The 21,603-nt window shown below is 52.3% G+C and carries 20 protein-coding genes; 7 read left to right on the top strand and 13 right to left on the bottom strand.

Features of this window, described 5'->3' with window-relative positions:
* Positions 1-10 precede the first annotated feature (10 nt).
* Together P2W70_RS14270 and P2W70_RS14265 are read left to right on the top strand one after the other, a co-directional pair.
* Positions 11-1,255 carry a glycoside hydrolase family 130 protein gene (locus P2W70_RS14270; RefSeq protein ID WP_276482155.1) on the top strand — a complete coding sequence of 415 codons (1,245 nt, stop codon included), beginning with the start codon at positions 11-13 and terminating at the stop codon, positions 1,253-1,255.
* A gap of 136 nt (positions 1,256-1,391) precedes the next feature.
* Positions 1,392-2,642, top strand: coding sequence for an AGE family epimerase/isomerase (locus P2W70_RS14265; protein ID WP_276482154.1), 1,251 nt, complete (start codon positions 1,392-1,394; stop codon positions 2,640-2,642).
* Positions 2,643-2,674: 32 nt separating this feature from the next.
* On the opposite strand, the gene P2W70_RS14260 is transcribed toward P2W70_RS14265, so the two are convergent.
* The 9 genes from P2W70_RS14260 to P2W70_RS14220 all read right to left on the bottom strand — a co-directional run bounded on the left by P2W70_RS14260 (position 2,675) and on the right by P2W70_RS14220 (position 11,753).
* Positions 2,675-3,184 carry a peptidase associated/transthyretin-like domain-containing protein gene (locus tag P2W70_RS14260; RefSeq protein WP_276482153.1) on the bottom strand — a complete coding sequence of 170 codons (510 nt, stop codon included), beginning with the start codon at positions 3,182-3,184 and terminating at the stop codon, positions 2,675-2,677.
* Between the two features lie 82 nt (positions 3,185-3,266).
* Positions 3,267-5,711 (bottom strand): T9SS type A sorting domain-containing protein, encoded by a 2,445-nt coding sequence (locus tag P2W70_RS14255; RefSeq protein ID WP_276482152.1) that lies wholly within the window; start codon positions 5,709-5,711, stop codon positions 3,267-3,269.
* 223 nt (positions 5,712-5,934) lie between these two features.
* Positions 5,935-6,267: a DUF4339 domain-containing protein gene (locus P2W70_RS14250; protein WP_276482151.1), complete on the bottom strand. Its 333-nt coding sequence runs from the start codon at positions 6,265-6,267 to the stop codon at positions 5,935-5,937.
* A gap of 210 nt (positions 6,268-6,477) precedes the next feature.
* Positions 6,478-6,873, bottom strand: a complete 396-nt coding sequence (locus P2W70_RS14245) for a hypothetical protein (protein WP_276482150.1) — start codon at positions 6,871-6,873, stop codon at positions 6,478-6,480.
* 4 nt (positions 6,874-6,877) lie between these two features.
* Complete coding sequence (locus tag P2W70_RS14240; RefSeq protein WP_276482149.1) at positions 6,878-7,237, bottom strand: hypothetical protein; 360 nt, start codon at positions 7,235-7,237, stop codon at positions 6,878-6,880.
* A gap of 246 nt (positions 7,238-7,483) precedes the next feature.
* Entirely contained in the window at positions 7,484-8,284 is an 801-nt protein-coding gene (locus tag P2W70_RS14235) for a 3-keto-disaccharide hydrolase (protein WP_276482148.1), read from the bottom strand.
* A 129-nt stretch (positions 8,285-8,413) separates the two neighbouring features.
* A complete protein-coding gene (locus P2W70_RS14230; protein ID WP_276482147.1) occupies positions 8,414-9,055 on the bottom strand; it encodes a hypothetical protein in 642 nt (213 codons plus the stop codon).
* A gap of 32 nt (positions 9,056-9,087) precedes the next feature.
* Positions 9,088-11,286: a xanthine dehydrogenase family protein molybdopterin-binding subunit gene (locus P2W70_RS14225; protein WP_276482146.1), complete on the bottom strand. Its 2,199-nt coding sequence runs from the start codon at positions 11,284-11,286 to the stop codon at positions 9,088-9,090.
* Positions 11,283-11,753 carry a (2Fe-2S)-binding protein gene (locus P2W70_RS14220; RefSeq protein ID WP_276482145.1) on the bottom strand — a complete coding sequence of 157 codons (471 nt, stop codon included), beginning with the start codon at positions 11,751-11,753 and terminating at the stop codon, positions 11,283-11,285. Before P2W70_RS14220 ends, P2W70_RS14225 begins: the two co-directional genes overlap by 4 nt.
* Before the next feature lie 225 nt (positions 11,754-11,978).
* Here P2W70_RS14220 and P2W70_RS14215 point away from each other — a divergent pair, with 225 nt between their 5' ends.
* Positions 11,979-12,419 (top strand): DoxX family membrane protein, encoded by a 441-nt coding sequence (locus P2W70_RS14215; RefSeq protein ID WP_276482144.1) that lies wholly within the window; start codon positions 11,979-11,981, stop codon positions 12,417-12,419.
* A gap of 459 nt (positions 12,420-12,878) precedes the next feature.
* Positions 12,879-13,964, top strand: coding sequence for a 3-oxoacyl-[acyl-carrier-protein] synthase III C-terminal domain-containing protein (locus P2W70_RS14210; protein ID WP_276482143.1), 1,086 nt, complete (start codon positions 12,879-12,881; stop codon positions 13,962-13,964).
* Between the two features lie 67 nt (positions 13,965-14,031).
* On the opposite strand, the gene folP is transcribed toward P2W70_RS14210, so the two are convergent.
* Positions 14,032-14,859 (bottom strand): dihydropteroate synthase, encoded by an 828-nt coding sequence (gene folP / locus P2W70_RS14205; RefSeq protein WP_276482142.1) that lies wholly within the window; start codon positions 14,857-14,859, stop codon positions 14,032-14,034.
* A gap of 42 nt (positions 14,860-14,901) precedes the next feature.
* Here folP and P2W70_RS14200 point away from each other — a divergent pair, with 42 nt between their 5' ends.
* Entirely contained in the window at positions 14,902-15,486 is a 585-nt protein-coding gene (locus tag P2W70_RS14200; protein ID WP_276482141.1) for a DUF1599 domain-containing protein, read from the top strand.
* Between the two features lie 18 nt (positions 15,487-15,504).
* Here P2W70_RS14200 and P2W70_RS14195 read toward each other — a convergent pair whose 3' ends face one another.
* Genes P2W70_RS14195 through P2W70_RS14185 form a run of 3 tightly spaced genes read right to left on the bottom strand, consistent with a single transcriptional unit; the run spans position 15,505 to position 19,183 of the window.
* Positions 15,505-16,251: a LytR/AlgR family response regulator transcription factor gene (locus P2W70_RS14195; protein ID WP_276482140.1), complete on the bottom strand. Its 747-nt coding sequence runs from the start codon at positions 16,249-16,251 to the stop codon at positions 15,505-15,507.
* The gene (locus tag P2W70_RS14190; RefSeq protein ID WP_276482139.1) at positions 16,248-17,933 is read right to left on the bottom strand and encodes a sensor histidine kinase; all 1,686 of its coding nucleotides are present in this window, start codon (positions 17,931-17,933) and stop codon (positions 16,248-16,250) included. Before P2W70_RS14190 ends, P2W70_RS14195 begins: the two co-directional genes overlap by 4 nt.
* The gene (locus P2W70_RS14185) at positions 17,930-19,183 is read right to left on the bottom strand and encodes a transglutaminase-like domain-containing protein (RefSeq protein WP_276482138.1); all 1,254 of its coding nucleotides are present in this window, start codon (positions 19,181-19,183) and stop codon (positions 17,930-17,932) included. Before P2W70_RS14185 ends, P2W70_RS14190 begins: the two co-directional genes overlap by 4 nt.
* A gap of 193 nt (positions 19,184-19,376) precedes the next feature.
* On the opposite strand from P2W70_RS14185, the gene P2W70_RS14180 reads away from it, so the two are divergent.
* Positions 19,377-20,522, top strand: a complete 1,146-nt coding sequence (locus P2W70_RS14180) for a BT_3928 family protein (protein WP_276482137.1) — start codon at positions 19,377-19,379, stop codon at positions 20,520-20,522.
* A gap of 30 nt (positions 20,523-20,552) precedes the next feature.
* Positions 20,553-21,602, top strand: a complete 1,050-nt coding sequence (locus tag P2W70_RS14175) for an ABC transporter permease (RefSeq protein ID WP_276482136.1) — start codon at positions 20,553-20,555, stop codon at positions 21,600-21,602.
* The last annotated feature ends 1 nt before the right edge of the window (position 21,603 follow it).

Genomic DNA, 21,603 nt, shown 5'->3' with positions numbered 1-21,603 from the left:
ACTACAAAAAATGCATAAAGGATTTCAGCAACGATTAGTGCAACTGGAAAGCGGATACGAGCAGTTGATCCGGCAGCCCAACGAAGCCGCCGGCACCAGCAATGGCGTTTACCTCCGTTATAAAAATCCCGTCCTTACCCATCAGCATACACCCATCTTCTGGCGGTACGACCTCAATGCAGCGACCAATCCCTACCTGATGGAAAGGTTTGGCATCAACTCCGTATTCAATGCCGGGGCCATCAAATGGCAGGGCAAATACCTCGTCATTGCGCGGGTGGAAGGGCTCGACCGGAAATCTTTTTTTGCAGTAGCCGAAAGTGACAATGGCATCGATAATTTTCGTTTCTGGGACTATCCCATCAATATGCCCGAAACAACGACACCCGATACCAATGTGTATGATATGCGGGTAGTACTACACGAAGACGGCTGGGTCTATGGCCTGTTTTGTGCCGAACGCAGAGATCCCGCCGCACCGGAAGCCGACCAGTCGGCCGCCATCGCCCAGTGCGGCATCGCCCGCACGAAAGACCTGTTACACTGGGAGCGCCTGCCCGACCTGAAAACCCCATCGCCCCAGCAACGCAATGTAGTATTGCACCCGGAGTTCGTACAAGGACAGTACGCTTTCTATACCAGGCCGCAAGACGGCTTCATCAACGCCGGCACCGGTGGCGGCATCGGATTTGGCCTTAGCCCTTCCATTGTGCAGGCGGAGATCAAAGAAGAGATCGTGATCGACAAAAAGGCCTACCATACCGTGTATGAAGCCAAGAACGGACTGGGCCCCGAGCCCCTCAAAACGCCACATGGCTGGTTGCACATGGCCCATGGCGTAAGAAACACAGCCGCAGGATTGCGTTATGTATTGTATCTCTTTATGACGAGCCTGGAAGACATTACCCAGGTTACCCATAAACCGGGTGGCTATTTTATGGCACCGGAGGCCGATGAAAGAGTAGGAGATGTATCCAACGTACTGTTTTGCAATGGATGGATCGCCGACGATGACGGAAAAGTATATATCTATTACGCCTCCTCCGATACGCGCCTGCATGTGGCCACTTCCACCATTGCCCAGCTCACCGATTATGTGATGCATACCCCGCCCGACGGCCTGCGGTCGGCCACATCAACAGAAACCGTCATACAGATCATTGATGGTAATCAATCCTATCTGGAACAGCAGCAGGATGTACCAAATTGGGAAAACGAACCACATACCAATGGCGTTCCTAACCCCAAACATTGAGCATCAATACACAACAAATAAACGGGAAAAATCTAAATACTTATTTTAACTGATGTAAATCAAATTTTGGCGTCGGAGGGGGCAACACCGTATTTGTACTGATGCAGTTTCATTACCCGGTGAGTATATTTAGCCTATGACAACCCCTGTTATGCAGGATGAGCCTGTAATAGAACAATTACAGCAATTCCGTACCCAGATCGAACAAGAGTTCAACGCCATCCTTTCCTGGTGGAGCAGGCATGCCGTCGATGAACAATATGGTGGCTTCTATGGAAGCATCGACCACCACAATACGGTTGATATCCTTGCACCCAAAGGCGTTGTGCTCAACAGTCGCATATTGTGGACGTTCTCCGCCGCTTTCAACCATACCCACCAGCACGAACACCTGGCCCTCGCTACGAGGGCTTATGAATACATCGTGACCCATTTTGTCGATGACCAAATGGGTGGTGTGTATTGGACCCTCGACCATGCCGGTCACCCGTTCGATACCGATAAAAAAATCCTGGCACAAGCCTTCACGCTGTATGCCTTCTGCGAATACTACAAAGCCACCCGTCGCGATACCGTGATCGACCGGGCCATCGAACTGTATACCCTGCTGGAAAGACATGGCTACGATAAAGAGAACGAGGGATACCGGCAGGCTTTCGACAGCCAATGGAATCCCCTCCGGAACCCGGAAACCACGGCCACAGGCGGAGGAGATCAAAAAGCCATGCATACGCAACTACACGTACTGGAAGCGTATAGCAGCCTGTTTCGCTTATGGCCCGACGAAAACCTGCGCCGGCAGATCATCCGCCTCGTCAATAACTTCCTCAACCATATCATACATCCAGGCACCTGGCACCAGGTGCAGCATTTCAATGAACAATGGCGCCCCGATAGTACCGTGGTATCATTTGGTCATGATATCGCGGCTTCCTGGTTATTGGCCGAAAGCACCCCGATACTCCAAGATCCCGAACTGATCATCCGGGTGAAAAAAGCAACGATCCAAATGGCCTACGCGGCCGTGAGAGGCCTCGATGTAGACGGTGGTATGTGGTACGAGCACGATGGCGCCAGCAATATCTGGGTGAAGGAAAAACATTGGTGGCCCCAGGCCGAAGCCATGGTAGGATTCTTCCACGCCTGGCAATTGTCAGACGATCAACATTTTCTACAGCACAGCCTCAACAGCTGGAGCTTTATTCGCGAACATATCCTCGACCAGGAACTGGGTGAATGGAAATGGGGCGTACTGACAGAGGCGTCCGGAGCCGACAAAACAGATATGTCGTGGGAAGACAAGGCCGGCCTCTGGAAATGCCCTTACCACAATGGCAGGGCCTGCCTCGAACTCTTGAAACGACTTGACCCCCTAACGAAAAAATAAAGGGTATGTCTGTCGACTTACCCTGTAGCGATTTACAGTTTCACCAGGTGCTTCGCCCATTCGGCGGGCAAATCATCCTTACTTAAGATCTTCAACGAATGCTCACCAGCAGGCGCCATGGTTGTAGCATTGTCCGTTCTATCCATCCGCGCTTCCACAAAATCATTCTCCAGCTTGTACATGGCACCGGTAGCAGGATCGATGATCAGGAAACCGAGCAAGCCGCCAAACACCACGTTACCAATATACCAGCCGTTCAACTTGCATTCCAGGGTTACTTTCTTGTCCTGAAAGCCATCCATCTTGAAGGAGACCGTATAGGACTCTTTCGCGAAAAATCCCGAACCAGATTTCAATTTCATGGTAGCCGGTGTACGTCCCGAATACACTTCAACGCCCTTTCGGTTGATAATGTTAATGTTCGCACCCGAAGGATCGGAGTGAATGGTGACGGGCCAGTTGCTCTTGCTGACGATCGAAGCACAACCGGACGAAGAGGCGACGATAGCCGCGAGCCAAACAATCTTGTAAATACTTTTCATAACGGCAATGAGGGGGTTATTACACTAAAATACAAAAGCCCCCGGTAAACCAGGGGCTTTTGGTGTTAATTGGTAACTAAACTTATTGTTTGATCAGTTGCTGACGATGCCTGAAGCTATCGCCCGCCAGTTCAATGGTGTACTGACCTTTGGGTAAAGATTGCAGATCACCGATCACATAGGTGTTAACACCTACACCACCACGCACATTGTATTGCTTGATCACACGACCGCCCTGGTCATACAGGCGAACGGTCAGCGATTCAGCTCTTTTCAGTTCGTAGAATACATTGATGCTACCTGCAAACGGATTGGGACCTACCTTGGCCGTAAACTGACCCAGTTCACTGCGGAGGGTTACTACCTTACTCAGCGTAGGACGACCATCGAGATCAATCTGGCGGATGCGGTAGTAGTTCACACCGGGAGCAGGAGCCGCATCGGTAAATTCATACTGATTGATCACACCGAACTTGGGCGCTACCTTACCGATCTTGGTATACGCTGCGCCATCGTTGCTGCGCTCGATGTCGAAATGACTATTGTTCTCTTCAGCCGATGTAGTCCAGCTCAGGTAGGCCTTACCATCCTGCAAACGACCAAAAAAGGCGTCGAAATGAACCGGCAGGTTGATCAGCGCGAATACACCACCAAACTCGGATGTATTGCCGGCGCCGGTAGCTGTTTCATACGCCAGCGATGTGATACGCGTGCCTGCGGAAGGAGAAAAGCCAGCCAGGGAGCTCAGGGGAATGCGGAAGGTAAACCTGTTTTCAGTACGGCTGCCGCCAGAACCAGCACCTTCGATCGTTTCGTCGTACGAACCGGTGGTATTGTCATCATCGGCAATACCATTGAGCGTGGTGCCTTCCTGTGCACGGAACAGGTAAGTCATACCCTGACCGAAATCTTTAGAGAAACCGCCGGGCAGGGGAGCGGGGTGCGGACCTGCATCAGCTACATAAAACTCCACGATCGAACCCGGACGGGTAAAGCCAGTCACCAATAGGTCGCTGCCATCTACTTGTACTGTGGTCAGTACGGGCGCATTCAGCAGGTTGTTGGCGCCTGCATCCACATCATCCTGGTCGTTGATGTTTACGCTGTATGGCTCCATAGGGCCGCCATCATATTGCAGATCGATACCCAACTGGGCATTGTTGTAAATACGGTTACCCGCAAATTTGTTGCCGGTAGATCCCGCGCCCGTAATGGGATTCACCACACGGATACCATGCAGACCGTTGTAAGCGATCACATTGGCTTCATTGGCATCGAGCACACCGTCGTGATTGGTACCAATCAGGTTGTCGTTCACAAAGAACCCCGATTGTGACGCATGCAGGGTGATACCATTTCTAAGATTGCCTAAACCGGCAGCCCCAGCGGCATTGGTACCTATTATATTACCTCTGACGACGTTGTTGCTGGTATTGGCATCAAATCCAAAGAAAGAATAGCTGGAGAAATGGATGCCATCGTTGGTATTACCACTGATGATATTTCTTTCGAGCAGGTCACTGATACCATCTGAATTGGTACCGATGCGATTAGAATAGGCATTTAACAGTTCGATACCATAAGCATTGGGAGCCACAGCGCCCGTTTGATCGAGACCAATGGTATTGCCCATGATGATGTTGGCAAAAGACCTGCCTGCCACCTGGATGCCATAACGGCCATTGCGGCCGATGATGTTTCCTTCGAGTGCATCCGATACACCGTCACCATCCGTTCCGATGGTTATATTGGAACAGTCTACGGTCAGCAGGATGCCATCACGCACATTGCCCATATTGGTGCCGTTGCCATTTTTATTGAGACCGATGATATTACCGGCGATAGTCGAGTTGTTGCAATACCACAGCGCGATACCGTCTCCGGTTGAGCCGGAACCACTGCTGGTACCCACGATCAGGTTGCCTTCGTTGGCGTCGTTGGTATTATCGCCGTTTACGCCGATCACGATGTTGGAAGAAACGGCACCGCCGCCTACGTTTACATCGATGTTACCGTTTACGTTGGAGAAAGGGGTTGTACCGTTGTTGTCGGTACCGATATAGTTACCCCATACAAACAGGTTGCTGACAGCGAAAGCAGCAGGCGCCTGGATACCATAACCAGGAGCACCATAAATGGCCAGACCGGAGATCGTTACATCATTGGCCTGAACGGTAAAAGCATTACCGGTCACAGCACCCGCATTGATGTTGACAGCGATCGTACGGGCGGCAATGGTGCCAGCAGCCGCGCCAGGCTGGGTATAACCCAGGATAGACACCGGCCCGGTGATCACCAGGGGAGCCGACAGGTTGATGGTAAAAGGTGCCGCACCGGGCAGGTTGAATTCGATCACATCCGCATCAGCCGTGTTGGCATTGGCGTTGGCCACGGCCTCGGCCAGCGAACCTGGACCACTGCCATTGGTATTCGTAACGACAAAAGTGGCTGAAAATGCGGGAAGAGAAATAGCAGAGCATAGCAGGAGGATAGCAGACCTCCGTACCCTTGGGTAGAGTTTTAGCATAGTACGACTGTTTTGTGGTTGAGATAGTCGGTTTGCCGGAGGAGAGTGGATTCGGGGGATTAGATAGGATATTCGACGTAAAGTCGATTTGGTCGCAAGATAGAAACCTTCCGCGAATATTCATAACTATTTTGAAACATGGCAGCATTGAACCATGAATAACAAGCTCTTAACCAACACATAATAGACAATAATTGCCTGCTGGAAGACGATTTTCCCGCGTTTACCGGTTGACGAGCAAGCCAAAAATGATCAGCAGCATAGCCACCAGCAAACAGACAACAAAGAACACCTTATTGAAGAACCGGGTTTTAAGGTGCGAGTGCCGGGCATCGGCGAGGGGAGTGGCCACCTGTTCTTCGGCTTCGACCAGCGCCGGAGGAACTGGAATGGCGGGTAATATCGCTTGTAACTCTTCGACCTGGCCCGCCTTGACCCAACCGTTGAGCCCTTCCCGCCATACCGGAGTATGGTGATGCAGGTGCTTACTTTTCAGTTCGGCAAGACTGAATGGCCCGTATTGGCGGGCGCCAATATACAGGTAATATTTTTTCATAGGTTTAATGGAAAACGAAGCATCGCTGATGGACAATCGGCAGTTGCCCCGTTTATAGACAAACGAAAGTAAAGCAGATCTATTATCGCAGATTCGGCCCCGGTAGTTAAAACAAGCCTTTATGGGCGCTTTTTTGATCTGCATCAAGACTGCTGCGATCAGGCAGCAAAAACAGGCCCGGCGGGCATCCGGGCCTGTTTCGGATGAGGGTTATGCATTCGGTACGGTGACGCCTGCCTGTGCCAGCCGTGCCTTCTCTTTCGACACCCTGCGGCCCCGGAAGAAGAGATAAAGGTTGAAGAACAAGCTGATGCCTAAATAGATACAATAACCGCCAATCTTGGTGCTCAGTATCTCCAGCATCGTACGGGGTGCATCTACCGCCTGCACGATCTCCATCACCCAAAATGCAAAGCCCAGGTTCAGCAGGTAAAATCCTGTCTCGAACAAGCGATTGGTCGCCAACGCTATCTCCGCTTTGCCATTGAATATGTCCAGCATAAAGACTTTACTATTCCTGAAAAGGATGTGGGCAACATACCAGGTAAGGACAATGACTACGGGTAAATAGATCAGGTACGCAGTAAAGTGATAAGAAGGGTTCATATAATTACAGATTTGGTTTCGTAGCACGAAATTGTTTCTGGGCAATCCAGTAGATTACCCCCATATTGCAGAAATGCATCACCGACAAGGTGAGTAGGATGCGACCGGTCATGACCACAATACTGGCCAGCAACGCCTGCCAGGTCCCGATCGTATCCCAGGTACGCAACATGAGGGCAGCATAGCCCAGGTTCATCAGGTAATACCCCGTCAGCAGGATTCGATTGATAAAGTCCGTCAATAACTGGTCGCCACGCAACAAGGTCAATATAAACACACGGCCATTGCGGTAAAAATTCCAGCCAACCCGTACCGTGATCAGGTAAGTAATGAGCAGGTAAATGATGTACGCCAGCATATTCATAAGGGCTGCGTTTAGTGATGGACGAATAAGAGCTGATGACCCCACAAAGATAGTAGCAGATACCAAACTTTCAAAATATTCTGAAAGTTTATTTAAATAATACAGCTCGTTCCACCCTCTGCATGACTGGCGTCCACGTACGTATTCCCTATAAAATCAGGAAACGTTGATCACAGTACGACCCAATAAAAAAGACCGTCTCACAGTAGGGAGACGGTCTCGTTTAAAAGCTTTGTTACAGGAAGATTACCGCTTACCCGGCGACAGGTCCAGCAAACGGATCCGCCGGAAATCGACGGGCTGCCCTTCACTTTGCAAAGCGATAAATCCTTTATTGAGGATCTTACCATCCTGCTTGATGGCCGGGTCATAGCGGTTGGCGACATCGCCTCCGATCTGCGGTTTTGAATATTGCATCACCGTATCGCCATTGATGATGTGCGTGATCAGCGAATCGCCCAGCACGATGAGCTCGGCAGATACCCACTGGTCGCCATCATATGTTTTCGACGTAGAATTGATACAATGCCGGGTATCCAGTTTGCCCTGGTACACGATATGCGTACCGGGCGAACACATATTACCCGTGGTGCGGGGCTTTCCGTCGCCCAGGCCACCAAGAAACTGCATTTCGATCGAAATAGGCCAGTCCTGCTCCTTCGGCATGGTGCGGGGATCCTGTGAATGGTACATCACTCCACTGTTGCGCAAGGTGTAGGAAGGCGCGCCCTTCTGCAATTCGCCTACAAAGCGGTACTCGAGTTTCAAATGATAATAGGAGAAAGGAACTTTATAATACAGGTGGCCAAACTGGTCATTGAATTCACCATACTGATCATATTTCACCCGGATCATACTGTCTTCTACCCGGAAGGTATTGCCGAAATTGACCCCCACTTCGTGGTGCTGGATCTTGACAAACCAGTCGTCGATGTCTTTTCCGTTGAATAAGGAGATCCATTTAGCCGGTGTGGCCGCAGGCTTGGACGATTTGCAACCGGCGCAGGCGACCAGGACTAGCAGAGCGAGTAGCAGGGAATACTTCATAGCAGGCATTGGTGTTAGGCGCTAAAGATAAGCTCCCCACAACGCACGGCAAAACTTACTATTTGCGCAAACCAGTGCGCAATGCTTTATCCGCACTACGCACCGGTAGCCATGATCACGTTGCCTCAATTATTTTGGAGCCACGGCGCCTGTTGCCACCCATTCCTTGAAGCGGGCAGCAAAAACAGCATGGGAGAGGGGCGGCAGGGTTCTACCTTCACCCGGGTTCCATCCCCACAACACCAGGCTATCGTGCGATACGTGTTCGATCAGTTGCTGCATCGTTTTATGTCCATTCTGTTTGGGATCTTTCAACTGCAGAGCGAGTTGCCGCGGCGTTTTGCCTTCAAACACCATTTTCATATCAGCTGGCGGCAGGTGCCAATTGGGATTGCCGGGTGGCATATTGGCCCCTGGTACATTTTCAGGCTGGTGACAATTCGCACATTTGAGCGCATACATTCCTTTACCGTCTTTGCCACGTGCCACGTCCATCACATGCGGATGGCTGTCATCGCCCTGCAGAGGCGCCTCTCCGCTCGGGTGACAGTTCATACACCGCGGGCTCATCAGCACTTTGTAAACATCCATGAACGCCGCTTGCGAAGCCGCGCTATCAGCCGCCGACAATGACCTCACCGTGAACGCCTTTTCCGGCAACACCTTATGCTCATTCCTTGGCTTGATACCAGCAGCGGCGACAGACACCGCAGCCGCCACGCATACACCGTAGACAGGCAACAACCTGGTTCCTTTGAATAGTAGCTTCATAGCAATAATTTATGGTTCAACTTTCAGTTGCATTATACTTTCAACAACTTTGCCGGATCGAGCGGCAGTTGCCGGATGCGCTTACCGGTAGCCGCATAGACCGCATTGATCACGGCCGGTGCGAGGGGAGGCACACCAGGTTCACCGGCACCGCCCATCTTCTCCGCACTGGGCACGATATACACCTCGATCTGCGGTGTTTCGTGCATGCGCACCATCCGGTAATCATGAAAATTCCGTTGTTGCACGCGGCCTTGCTCGATCGATATATTGCCATACAACAGGGCCGTCAACCCAAAGACAATACCACTTTCCATTTGCGCTATGACGCCGCCGGGGTTTACCGCCAGTCCACACTCGATGGCACAGACCACGCGGTGCACTTTCACCTGGCCTTTCTTGTCCACCGATACTTCTGCTACCTGGGCGACCGCACTGCCAAACGAATCGTGTACCGCCACACCCCGGAATCGGCCAGCTGGCAAGGGTTTGCCCCAACCTGCTTTGTCCGCGGCCATCGTCAGGGCAGCCAACGGCCGTGGATGCTCCTTGAGCAACAGCTTACGGTAGGCCACCGGATCTTTGCCGGCCGCATGCGCCAGTTCATCGATCATCGTCTCCATCACGAAAGCCGTATGCGTGTGCCCCACGGAACGCCACCACAATACCGGCACCTTGTTCTTCGGCGAATGCAATTCGACCGAATGGTGCGGCACGTGTTTCATATACGGCGAGTCATTGACCCCTTCTACAGAGGCCCCATCGATCCCGTTCTGTACACCTGCTTCAAAAGGCGTGCCCTCCATGATCGATTGGCCAACGATGCGGTGTAACCAGGCTACGGGCATCTTATCGGGACCCAAGCCGATCTGCACTTTGTGCATAAAGGCAGGCCGGTAATAACCACCCCGCATATCGTCCTCCCGGCTCCACACCGTTTTCACCGCTTCGCCGCTTGCTTTGGCCACTTCTACGGCCTCTACCACAAAATCGGATTGTCCCGTCGCCCGCCGGCCAAAGCCACCGCCGAGGAACATGGTATGCACCTCCACCTGGTCAGGTTTGAACCCCAATACCTTCGCGGCATTGCCCTGATCGATGCCCGGCATTTGCGTGCCGGTCCAGATCTCACATTTATCACCCGTTATTTTTACGGTACAGTTCATCGGCTCCATACAGGCGTGCGCCAGGTAGGGAAGGGTATATTCCGCTTCTATTTTAGAAACAGCCCCGCTCAATCCCGCCACCACATCACCCGCTTTGGCGGCCGAAGCACCCGGCTGCTCCGCAAGTTTGCGGTAAGCAGCCCACTGTTGCTTGGTGTCGAAGGCCAACGCCGGGTCGATATCCCATTCTACCTGCAACACGTCACGGCCCTGCTTCACGGCCCAGTAATGATCGCCGATCACAGCTACGCCCGAGGGCACGGCCACCACTTTACGCACACCAGATACTGCTTTGGTCTTGCTATCGTCGAAGCTTTTCATCTTTGCACCAAATACCGGTGCCCGCAGTACCAGCGCGGTTAACAAGCCGGGGAATTGTACGTCCATACCAAACTTAGCCGTGCCATTGATCTTCTCCGGTGTATCGAGGCGCTTGACACCCTTGCCGATGTATTTCCAGTCACCCGCTTCCTTCAGCGGAATATCGGCGGGCGGTGGTAATTTGGCCGCTGCATCTGCCAGGGCACCATAGGCCAGTTTTTGATCGCCATGGATCACATAGCCATCATCGGTGCTGCAGGTCTCCGGTGCCACCCCCCATTGTTGCGCAGCTGCCGTGACCAATAAGGCACGAGCCGTAGCGCCCGCTTTGCGGTACCGGTCAAACTCGGACCAGGTCGTCGAAGATCCGCCCGTAATTTGAATACCGAATAGGGGATGTATATAAGGAGCTGCCGGCGGGGCATGGCCGATCTTCATTTTGGTAAAATCACAATCCAGTTCTTCCGCAATCAGCATCGAAAGCGTCGTCCATATACCCTGGCCCATTTCTACGTGGGCCAGTATAATGTGAATGGTATTGTCGCGGCCAATACCCAGGTAGGCATTGGGTGCAAAGGCAATGGCCGAAGTATCTTCCGCAGTAGCAGCGCCGCCACCTAATACGTCCAGCAGGGCCATCTTTTTGGCACCTGCCGATACGAAGAAGGGGATCAGCAATCCGCCGGAGAAAACAGTTGTCGTTTGCAGGAACTTCCGCCTGCTGTAACCTTTGGTAGTGCTCATGATTTACCTCCTTCGCGTTGTAATTGTGCCGCCAGGTGAATGGCTTTGCGAATACGTGGATAGGTACCGCAGCGGCAGATATTGCCACTCATGGCATGATCGATATCGTCGTCGGTTGGGTTGGGATTCTCCCGCAGCAAAACGGCCGCCGACATCAATTGCCCACTTTGACAATACCCACATTGCAAAACATCTTCCTGTAACCAGGCGCGTTGCAAAGGATGGTTGTTATCCGAAGAGAGGCCTTCGATGGTAGTGATGGGTTGACCCACTGCCCGCGATAGTGGCGTAACACAGGCGCGCACCGCTTCTCCGTTGAGGTGTATCGTGCACGCGCCACATTGTGCCATGCCGCAACCAAACTTGGTGCCGGTAAGTCCCAGCATATCCCGCAACACCCATAAGAGGGGCATCTGTGGCGGTGCATCGACCGTATACGGTTTGTTGTTAACCTGCAGATTGATCATATAACAGTTGTTTCTTAAAATTACTGCTATTCCCAGGCACCCCACTTACAATATTCAAAGCAAGAATTGTATAATTCAAACAGTTGCACGCATCCTGCAAATTTGGTAGAGCCGTTTATTTTACGTATATACAGTTAGCACCCAAAGCCTGCTGCTGCTGCATTACCGATAAATTAACCGTAACTTTAAAAGCAGTTCTTTCTCCCTCAACTTAAAACATGCACTATGACACTGATGCAAAAACTGGAGCATTGGGGTGATACGCATCATCCGCAATGGGTGGACATTATCCGCATTGCCCTGGGTTTATTTCTTGGCTGGCGTGGTATCGTTTTTCTGGAGAACATGAGCGCCGAGCTGGGGCGCATATCTGGCAATATTTCTGCCAATTCCTTCTGGTTATTGTCTATCGGGCACCTGATCGTCTTTGCGCACCTGCTGGGTGGTGTATTGCTGGTTTTGGGTGTGCTGACCCGCTTTGCCTGTTTGATCCAGCTACCGATCATTATTGGCGCGATCCTGTTTGCTGGAGCACCAGGCGGTCTATGGACACCCGTAGCGACCATCCTCGTGGCCCTGGTCGTGCTGGCATTACTCGTGTACTTCCTCATCGCCGGCAACGGCCGGCTGTCGTTTGACCGGTACATGAACGAAACAGCGCGGTAGACACTCTGGCGCAAGCAACAGCATTCGGCTCCCCCTGGTGCCGGATAGGGATAGCTTTGCTGTAAAACTATCTTTCCTTAAAAAGGCCGCTGAAGAAATGTGGGTTATTGCGCAGCCTTTTGTCAATCCATGGCAGGAAGCCTGCCTCCAATACCCGCATCACCATATAGCCATAAAATTCATCATCGATCCTCTCCCTCGACGGTATCCACCCGCATTCAGCACCCGCCCCACAAAATCCCTTAAAACAGGGAGGTGCATTACCCGGAACTTTTAGTTGTATTGCATACCGTTAAACCTTGATCCACCGGGAAACCGACCACACCCCGTCATCCCGCCATGCACCACCCCGATTGCCTGCTCACATCAATTTACGGATAGTTCACCGGTCGTGTAAGCACGGTCAGGATACGCCATGCCATACAACATTCGAAACCATATAATAAACGCAAAAGCAACATGAACACCATCAACCTCGCCATCACGGGCGTAGCTTCCTTTGTAGCCGACCCCATCAGCATCGACGACTGGGCCACTGCCTACAAAGTACCCGACAGACAATCCGAAGGTAAATACCTCGACGGCAAAATGGTCGAAAAGATCCTGGGTATCAAATCCAAAAGCTGGGCGCCCGATGTATTCAAAGACCCACAGGTCGTCATCGATACGACCAAAGAAGCCATGCGCCGCGCCAACATCAGCGCCGACGAGATCGACGCCGCCATCATCGTCACCTGCTCACCCTTCATGGTACAGCTCGATCAGGATGCCTTTTTGCTGTACAAAGAGATCGGATTACGTGATGACATCGTTCCCGTACTGCTGGGAGCAGGCTGCGCCGGCTTTGCCCGCGCCATCGCGCTCGCTACACAAATGAAAGCAAAAAACACACTACTGATATCCTATAGCCTCAGTAGCCTGTATACGCAAACGCCGGTCTATAAGAACAACAGCCAGCACCCTTACGGCAAATCCCTGTGGATGTCGGCCGCCCTGTTTTCCGATGGCGTTTCGGCGGTCGTCCTGAAAAGGGGCGAAGAGGCTACTGGGTATTCTTTTTATTCGAGAGACTCGCTCAACTTCGGACAGGAAGCCGGTTTCGACGATCCGCTCATTCACTACACCGGCAGCGGCGCCTGGGCACCTCCCGGCACTGAAGACTGCGAAGCCCTGTCGTGCTTCGCCATGGCAGGTCCCAAGATCAAAGAGTATTACATCAAAGGCATGACCCTCAATCACCAGCAATTGCAGTCGGTACAGCCTGATTACCTCGCACGCGTGAAGAAGATCTATACCCACCAGGCGAGCCCCATGCTCACCAATGCCTTCCTGGATACACTCATCAAAGAGCATGGTATCAGCCGCGACAAGATGGGCATCAACGTGGTGAAGTACGGTAACCTCGTCAGCACCAGCACCATCAAGTTACTCGATGATGATATGCAGGCCGGCATCCTCGAAGCCGGTGACAATATCTGCATTTCCGTAGTAGGGGCCGGACCCGAACGCGGCGCTTTCATCATACCGGTGATGCCTGCAGCATAATCAAAAAAAGACAATCCCTGTGTAGCCCGAAAGCCACACAGGGATTGTCGTATAAAGCCCATATAGTTTATGCCTCCTGGTAAGCCTGCCACAATCGCACGGCCTGCACCGCCTCGCGCACATCATGTACCCGCAGGATTTGTGCGCCGTTGGCCAGGCTAATGGTGTTGATCACCGTGGTACCGTTAAGCGATTCCTCCGCAGTAATATCCAGGGTCTTCCAGATGGTTCTTTTGCGGGAAAGGCCCACCAGCACAGGCAGGTCGAGCAGCTTGAATACAGACAGCTGCTTCAGCAGCGACAGGTTCTGTACATGGTTCTTGCCAAAACCAAAGCCCGGGTCGAGAATGATGTCTTTGATCCCCGCCTGCCGGCAGGCAGCCGTTTCCCGGATAAAGAAATCCAATACCTCCCTGTTCAGGTGCTCGTAGGTAAATTCCTTTTTCAGGGTATCCAGCGTGCCTTTGCTGTGCATAAGGATATAGGGCACTTGTAATCGCCCCACGGTTTCATACATCGCCGCATCGACGGTGCCCGCACTCACATCGTTGACGATGGAAGCTCCGGCCGCCACCGCCTCAGCCGCCACGCGGGCGTAGTAGGTATCTATCGAGACCGGCGTTTCCGGAAACCGCGCATGAATAGCCTGGATAGCGCCCGTCACCCGCTCCAGTTCCACGGCCACCGGCACTCTTTCACTGCCGGGACGGGTACTTTGCCCCCCGATATCCAGTATGGACGCCCCTTCACCGATCATCCGCTCAGCCTGCTGCAAAACCTCCGTTTCGGTGTAGCGGCTGCCAGCATAAAAGGAATCGGGCGTCAGGTTCATGATGCCCATCACCAGTGGCCGGTCGACCACCAGCAACCTGCCTGTACAATTCAGTGTATACATTTAGTCTTTGTTCGCTATTTTTGGCGGCCCAAAGGTAACAAGATGGCAGCATTTGCCACCCGGGGAAGCCACATTATGAGCAATACCATTCAACAATACGAAGCAGCCGTACAATCGTGCAGGGACATCTTTATCAAAAAGACCAAAGATTATGGCACCGCCTGGCGCGTGCTGCGTCCCATCTCCATTGTAGACCAGATCTTCATCAAGGCACAGCGCATCCGCACCATCCAGGAGAAAAAGACTCAACGGGTAGGGGATGATATCGCCGGTGAATTTAAAGGCATGGTCAACTATGGCATCATCGGACTGATCCAACTGGAACTTAACAACAGCGCCATGGAGGATATGCCGGTAGCAGACGTAGAAAGAGCCTATACAGAAAAGGCAGCCTTCGTGAAAGCAACCATGCTCGATAAGAACCACGATTACGGAGAAGCCTGGAGAGAGATGAGCCAGGAAAGCTTTGCCGACCTGATCCTGATGAAGCTGATGCGCATGCGGCAGATCATGGCCAATGATGGCAAGACCCTCATCAGCGAAGGCCTCGATGCCAATTATGTCGACATCATCAACTATTCAGCGTTTGCGCTGATCCTGATCGCCGAAGGAAAACACAAGGGATAAGCTCCCGATCAAATACTTTTACATCTTAAGAGCTGCCATCACCAGCTCTTTTTTATTGCGCGATACCGGCACCTGCTGCCCATTGTCCAGCAACAAATAGCCGCCATCTTCTTTCACCCAGCTCTTCACCACCTGCTTGTTGACCAGGTGCGATTGATGGCAGCGGAAAAAGCCATAGTCGCGCAACAACTCTTCGTATTCAAAGATCGGACGGGAAGCCACCAGCTTTTCCCCGTCCGATATAAAGATCGTCGTATAGTTGTTGGAAGCCTCACACCGCACGATATCGGCCGTACGTACAAACCGGGTTTCCCGCAGGGTGGTAATAGCGATCCGGTGCTCCTCCTTACCCGCTTTCAGCAATTGCAGCAGGTTTTCGATGGGCAGGTTCTGTTGCTTGTCGCGGCAACGTGCCCAGGCACGGCCGACGGCCGCCTGCAACTCTTCGATGTTCACCGGCTTCAGCAGGTAATCGACGGCAGCAAAACGCACCGCCTGGATGGCATATTGGTCAAAGGCCGTTACAAAGATCACTTCCGCTTGTATAGCCGGTAGAGATCGGATCAGATCAAACCCATTTTGCCCTGGCATCTGGATATCGAGAAAGAGCAGATCCGGTTGATGTTGCAAGATCAGCGCACGTGCCTCCACCGCATGGAGTGCCGTAGCCACCACTTCCACCCCGGGGCAATATTGCAGCAGCAACTGCCCTAGGTTGATCAGGTTATTCGGTTCATCATCTACCAGGATCGCCTTCATGTTCATGCCAGCCAGTTTTTAAACAACAAGTCAATAACAGTACCGCCGGTGGGTGCCTGACTGATGTGCAGGGTGATCTGCTCATGTCCGGCCATTTCATTGTACAACCGGATGCGGTCACGGGTGAGTTGCAATCCATAGCCGCTTTTCGCAGCAGCCACCTCAAAGCCAGCACCATTGTCGCGCACGTTGATCAGCATATCGGTGCCTCTTGCCTGCACGGTAACCTCGATCCTTCCTTTGTCATGCAGGGAAGATACGCCATGCTTCACGGCATTCTCCACCAGGGGTTGCAGCAACAGCGAAGGTATCTCGGCGGTTGTTACCGGAAAACCATCGGGCCATTGGATGGCGTAGGTAAAGTTAAAACGTAACTTTTCCAGTCCCAGATAAATCTCCAGGGTTTGCAGTTCCTGCTGCAGGGGAATGAACTTCTGCTCACTATCCGCCAGGGACCGACGTACCAGTTGGGCAAAGTTCGACAGGTAATGATTGGCCCCTTTGATATCCTGGCTATTGATCAATCCCTGAATGGAGGACAAAGCATTGAACGTAAAATGAGGGTTCAGTTGCGCGTACACCGACCGCAAGCCCAGTTCCACCCGTTCCTTTTTGGCCTGCTCGGCCTGCAAAGCCCGGCGCTGCCGGCGCAGTTTGAGCGCCATCACCAGGAAGCCAATCGTGGCCGCCGCCAGCACACCTGCAGTGATCTTAAAAACCCAGGTTTGGTACCAGGCGGGCTCTACGGTAAACGGATAGGAAGTAATGTTCCTCGGGTTCTTGTGGTAGCGTAGCTGAAGTCTGTATTCGCCCGGCGAGAGCTTATCGACACGTACATACCCATTCAACGATTCATTCCCCCTCCAATCGGCCATCGCATGTCCGTTCCGCAATACCCGCCATTCCAACGCTCCCTGCTGAAAAACGCGTGCCCTTATCTGGAATACCAGCCCCGTTTCTCCGGCCGGCAATGTCCAACTGGGAGGAATACGAGGCACTGTATCGAACTTTGCCCCCTCTGTGTCATCTTGGACATACAATAAGTTGGCGATATGCTGATCGCCTGAATTATCAAGCATCCGATCGATAAATCCGCTCTCCGTAAATATCGCTGCCAGCAAAGGGCGCGTAGATACCCACCGCACCTTCGATACGGCCAACAACGTATCGGCGCCTTTGAGGCGCAACTCGACCGACAGGGTATTGCCAAATCCGGTTGCATAGCCTCCCAAAAAACCATAAGTGCCTTGCAATGCGCCCAGGTTGATCTTATTGGGTACAAACTGGGTTACCATGCTCCAATCCCTGATCACCCGATCGTCATTCTCAACGATCCGGAATTCATACAAAGCAGCATTGCCCTCGTACAAATTGGGCGTCAGGAAATACACGGGCGTAGTATCATAGGCGTACAATTGATAGCCCGTAACAGCAAGCTGCGAACGAAAACGGTAATTACCCAGCGCTACATCAAATGGTGTATTACCGGCGTTTTCGTCGATACCGTTTGAGGGTATAGCCGCCACCACATAGGGCTTTTTAAGGTCGGGGAAATAGCTCGTGGAATAATTGTTCCAATCTGTCGGAGCAGTATCGCCCGTCTGGAATACCGTATCGATCGCAGAGGCCTGTCCCCATCCCCAATAGACCATCGCCAGCAGGCCAGCAAGTGTTAGTAGCTTTTTCATAACGGTAATTGCCAGAAGGCATCGGGGTTATTGGTGTTATAATATTCATACTTTGTTCCGCTTTTGGTAGTCGAAGTACGTACGGCCGGATCCTGTTTGAAATAATCCAGCGGCAGCAGTTGAATGTACTGAATGGTTTTACCCGGCTCCCCGAGCTCCATATTGTACTTACTGTTGACGGGACATTGCAGCCTATACAGGTTCTTGGCCATATACTGGTAAAGGTACTGTTCCTTCACCGCGGATACCTGGTGGTTCCAGTTGGCCGTGGGGTTCAGGATCAGCGGCTGCCCGTTGATCAATCGCTCCCGCACTTCCCGGATGTCGAGCAAGTCGCCCTTTTCATTCATCACATAGGCATCCTGGGTAGGGTCGGTCCAGATCCATTTTTTCAACGACGGGATGTACACGACATTGATGACATGACAATCGAAATCGGTACCCAGGCTATCCTTCGGCAGGCAGGTAACCAACCTCGATTTAAAGCCCATCGCAAGGTAACATTCGTTCAACACGGTCGACAGGCCCCGGCAATTCAAGCCTCGTTTTTCTGACTTGCAGACCCCGATCATCGCCAGGGCATTGCGCACCGGCGGGTTTTCGTGATTACCATCATGCGGGATCAGTTCGTGCACCCAATGCAACAGGTTCAGCACCTTCGATACCTCACTGCCTTTACCGGCAACGGAGTCGAGGTTGAATCCCGTACGCAGCGCGGTCAGGTTGGAGTCGGCGGCCGATTGATAGGTGAAAGCCGGCAAGGCACGTTGGTCTTTGGCATTGTAGGCACCGCCCCGGCGCAGTATGTACATAAAATCGCCCGTGGCCCGCAAGGGTTCCATCAGGGCGATAAATTGGGGATCCTGCCGCAATCCGTTCAGGGCGCTATCCTGCTGCATATAAGAATAATTGTTATTACCCGCTTGTATGGAGCGTTGCAGGTAGTCCAGCGCCGGGCCTTTTTGGCGCAGCTGCGCGTACGTGCACGACAGTCGGTAGTACACATTGATCAGCGATGGCTTGAATTGCTTTTGCAGCGAATCGGGTAATTGCGCGTATCGCTGCAGCCAGCCGTCCATCAGGCGGGTATACCCGGCAGCATCCCGTTTTTCGTACAAGGCGGTGAATAATTTATGTTGCTCCCGGACATATTGTCCAAAATCGGGCGGGGTAGGGCCCTGGGCGCGTACACCGTTAAAAGCCAGCAAAACAAGCAACAACGGCAGGAGCCGCGCGTGAACATACATCATGATTTACAGATTTAGTTTGCGTATGACGTTACAGCCTGCAAAATGTTACTTACCGGTCAACCGGCCACGACCGATGTGAATCGGGGTATTTTCGCCGAGGATCGGGTATGCCTCCGCTTGAATTGGTAGCACGACCGCCGCAATAAGATCATAACCCTTATCTTGCAGTACTTAATCGCTATCCGTTTTAAACATGAAATACATCCTCAATATATCCCGGATCATCGTAGGCGTGCTCTTTATCTTCTCCGGATTGGTAAAAGCCAATGACCCCCTGGGCCTCAGCTACAAAATGCAGGAGTTCTTCGAGATCTGGGGATGGGGTTTTCTGGATAATTATACGCTGGCCTTTTCTGTCGCGATGATCGCCTTCGAGATCATTGCCGGCGTGGCAGTACTGGTGGGCTGGCAGATGCGCCTGTTCAGCTGGCTGCTGTTGATCCTGATCGTCTTTTTCACCTTCCTGACAGGATATGCTCATTTCTCCGATAAAGTGCGCGAGTGTGGTTGCTTTGGTGATTGTATTCCGCTCACCGCGGATCAGTCCTTCATGAAAGACCTGATCCTGCTCGTATTGATCGGCGTGATCTTCCTCAACCGCAACAAGATCAAACCTTCCATGCCCAGTTTCGCCAGCGTGGCGATCCTGTTTTTTGCCACCATCTTTTCATTCGCCATTCAATGGTATGTGCTGCTGCACCTGCCGGTGGTAGATTGCCTGCCTTACAAGATCGGCAACAATATTCCCGAGAAAATGAAGGTGCCTGCCGGAGCTATTCCCGATAGTACCGTCATCAGTTTCGTGTACAACAAAGACGGTAAAGACGTGGAGTTTACCGCTGCCCAGTTCCCCGACGATTTCGACGATTCGCTGTATAAATTCGTGAAGCGGTACGACAAGGTGGTACGGAAAGGCAATGCAACGCCCAAGATCAACGATTTTTCGCTGCAAACTTTCTTTAAGAACGACACCACACAGGCCCTGTTGCAGGAAGACCGCTACCAGCTATACCTGTTCCTGAAACACGATTACAACAAAGGCGATTGGACGCAAGCCATGGAGGTGTTGCTGCAAACCGCCACCCAGAAAAATATCCGCGGCTTCCTGGTCACCAGTCTCGCCGTAGAGGAAGTACTCGATCCGCAGTCACCGGCCGTTTTTCAAAAACTGTTGCCGCTGCACCTCGATCCCGTAGCCCTCAAAACAGCGGCACGCGCCAATCCTACGCTGTTCCTGATCAAACAGGGCACCATCGTGGGTAAATGGAGTTATTCCGACCTGGCCAGGGCCATGCCTGTATTGATGGCCCTGAAAGCCAATCCGCCCGCCGGCCAGTAAACTTTCCGTACACCAACAACCAACAACAATTTGATCGGGTATTTCACCAAAAGAATGATCTATGGCCTCCTGGTAATGCTGGGGGTGGTCGTATTGGTGTTCTTCCTGTTTCAGGGTTTTGGTGATCCCTCACGATTGATACTCGGACAGAGCGCCGATGCCGCCACCCGCGACAACATTCGCAAGGAACTCTACCTCGACCAGCCGGTGTGGAAACAATTTGCACTGTACCTCAACGACGTGTCGCCGGTGGCCGTTCATACGCAGGAAGAGATCGACAAAAAACAACTGAAAGGCTGGTTTGTCGGCGGTGACACCAAGGTGGGATTGAAAGTGCCTTACCTGCGCCGCTCGTACCAAACAAAAAAAGAAGTGTGGCAGGTATTGATGGAAGCCCTGCCCGGCACCCTGGTACTGGCGCTGGCCGCCATACTCATTGCGATTGCCATTGGGATACCGCTCGGTGTCATCGCTGCCGTGAAAAAGGATACCTGGATGGATACCAGCGCCATCTTCGCCAGTGTACTTGGTATATCGGCACCATCGTTCTTCATGGGCATCATCATCGCCTACCTGTTTGGATTTGTACTCAGCGATTATACCGGCCTGGGTATGACGGGCACCTTGTTCGATACCACACCACCTGGCTGGCACCGTGAGCTGCAACTTCGCAACCTGATCTTGCCCTCCTTCACCCTCGGCATACGACCACTCGCGATCATTACCCAGTTAACCCGCGGCTCCATGCTCGATGTGCTCAACCAGGATTATATCCGTACGGCTTATGCCAAAGGATTGAGCCGCCGCTCCGTCATCTTGAAACATGCTTTGCGTAATGCACTCAATCCGGTCATCACGGCAATCACCGGTTGGTTTGCCGAACTGCTGGCCGGCGCCTTTTTTGTGGAGTATATTTTCGGTTGGAAAGGCATTGGAAAAGTAACGGTAGACGCCCTGGAAAAGCTCGACTTTCCCGTGGTGATGGGGTCTGTACTCATCACATCCTTTTTCTTCATACTGGTCAACATACTCGCCGATATGCTCTATGGCGTAGTAGATCCCAGGGTAAGACTTCAATAAA

Origin of the sequence: Paraflavitalea pollutisoli (assembly GCF_029360705.1) — a bacterium.
Taxonomy (GTDB): domain Bacteria; phylum Bacteroidota; class Bacteroidia; order Chitinophagales; family Chitinophagaceae; genus Paraflavitalea; species Paraflavitalea pollutisoli.
Note: the sequence above shows the minus strand (reverse complement) of the source record. Positions and strands in the feature narration are given on the sequence as shown.

Coding starts and splice junctions, on each gene's coding strand:
- P2W70_RS14210 (WP_276482143.1), top strand. CDS start 12,879: ATGAACACCATCAACCTCGCCATCACGGGCGTAGCTTCCTTTGTAGCC.
- folP (WP_276482142.1), bottom strand. CDS start 14,859: ATGTATACACTGAATTGTACAGGCAGGTTGCTGGTGGTCGACCGGCCA.
- P2W70_RS14185 (WP_276482138.1), bottom strand. CDS start 19,183: ATGATGTATGTTCACGCGCGGCTCCTGCCGTTGTTGCTTGTTTTGCTG.
- P2W70_RS14190 (WP_276482139.1), bottom strand. CDS start 17,933: ATGAAAAAGCTACTAACACTTGCTGGCCTGCTGGCGATGGTCTATTGG.
- P2W70_RS14180 (WP_276482137.1), top strand. CDS start 19,377: ATGAAATACATCCTCAATATATCCCGGATCATCGTAGGCGTGCTCTTT.
- P2W70_RS14265 (WP_276482154.1), top strand. CDS start 1,392: ATGACAACCCCTGTTATGCAGGATGAGCCTGTAATAGAACAATTACAG.
- P2W70_RS14220 (WP_276482145.1), bottom strand. CDS start 11,753: ATGATCAATCTGCAGGTTAACAACAAACCGTATACGGTCGATGCACCG.
- P2W70_RS14250 (WP_276482151.1), bottom strand. CDS start 6,267: ATGAAAAAATATTACCTGTATATTGGCGCCCGCCAATACGGGCCATTC.
- P2W70_RS14195 (WP_276482140.1), bottom strand. CDS start 16,251: ATGAACATGAAGGCGATCCTGGTAGATGATGAACCGAATAACCTGATC.
- P2W70_RS14245 (WP_276482150.1), bottom strand. CDS start 6,873: ATGAACCCTTCTTATCACTTTACTGCGTACCTGATCTATTTACCCGTA.
- P2W70_RS14270 (WP_276482155.1), top strand. CDS start 11: ATGCATAAAGGATTTCAGCAACGATTAGTGCAACTGGAAAGCGGATAC.
- P2W70_RS14225 (WP_276482146.1), bottom strand. CDS start 11,286: ATGAGCACTACCAAAGGTTACAGCAGGCGGAAGTTCCTGCAAACGACA.
- P2W70_RS14235 (WP_276482148.1), bottom strand. CDS start 8,284: ATGAAGTATTCCCTGCTACTCGCTCTGCTAGTCCTGGTCGCCTGCGCC.
- P2W70_RS14260 (WP_276482153.1), bottom strand. CDS start 3,184: ATGAAAAGTATTTACAAGATTGTTTGGCTCGCGGCTATCGTCGCCTCT.
- P2W70_RS14255 (WP_276482152.1), bottom strand. CDS start 5,711: ATGCTAAAACTCTACCCAAGGGTACGGAGGTCTGCTATCCTCCTGCTA.
- P2W70_RS14200 (WP_276482141.1), top strand. CDS start 14,902: ATGGCAGCATTTGCCACCCGGGGAAGCCACATTATGAGCAATACCATT.
- P2W70_RS14240 (WP_276482149.1), bottom strand. CDS start 7,237: ATGAATATGCTGGCGTACATCATTTACCTGCTCATTACTTACCTGATC.
- P2W70_RS14230 (WP_276482147.1), bottom strand. CDS start 9,055: ATGAAGCTACTATTCAAAGGAACCAGGTTGTTGCCTGTCTACGGTGTA.
- P2W70_RS14215 (WP_276482144.1), top strand. CDS start 11,979: ATGACACTGATGCAAAAACTGGAGCATTGGGGTGATACGCATCATCCG.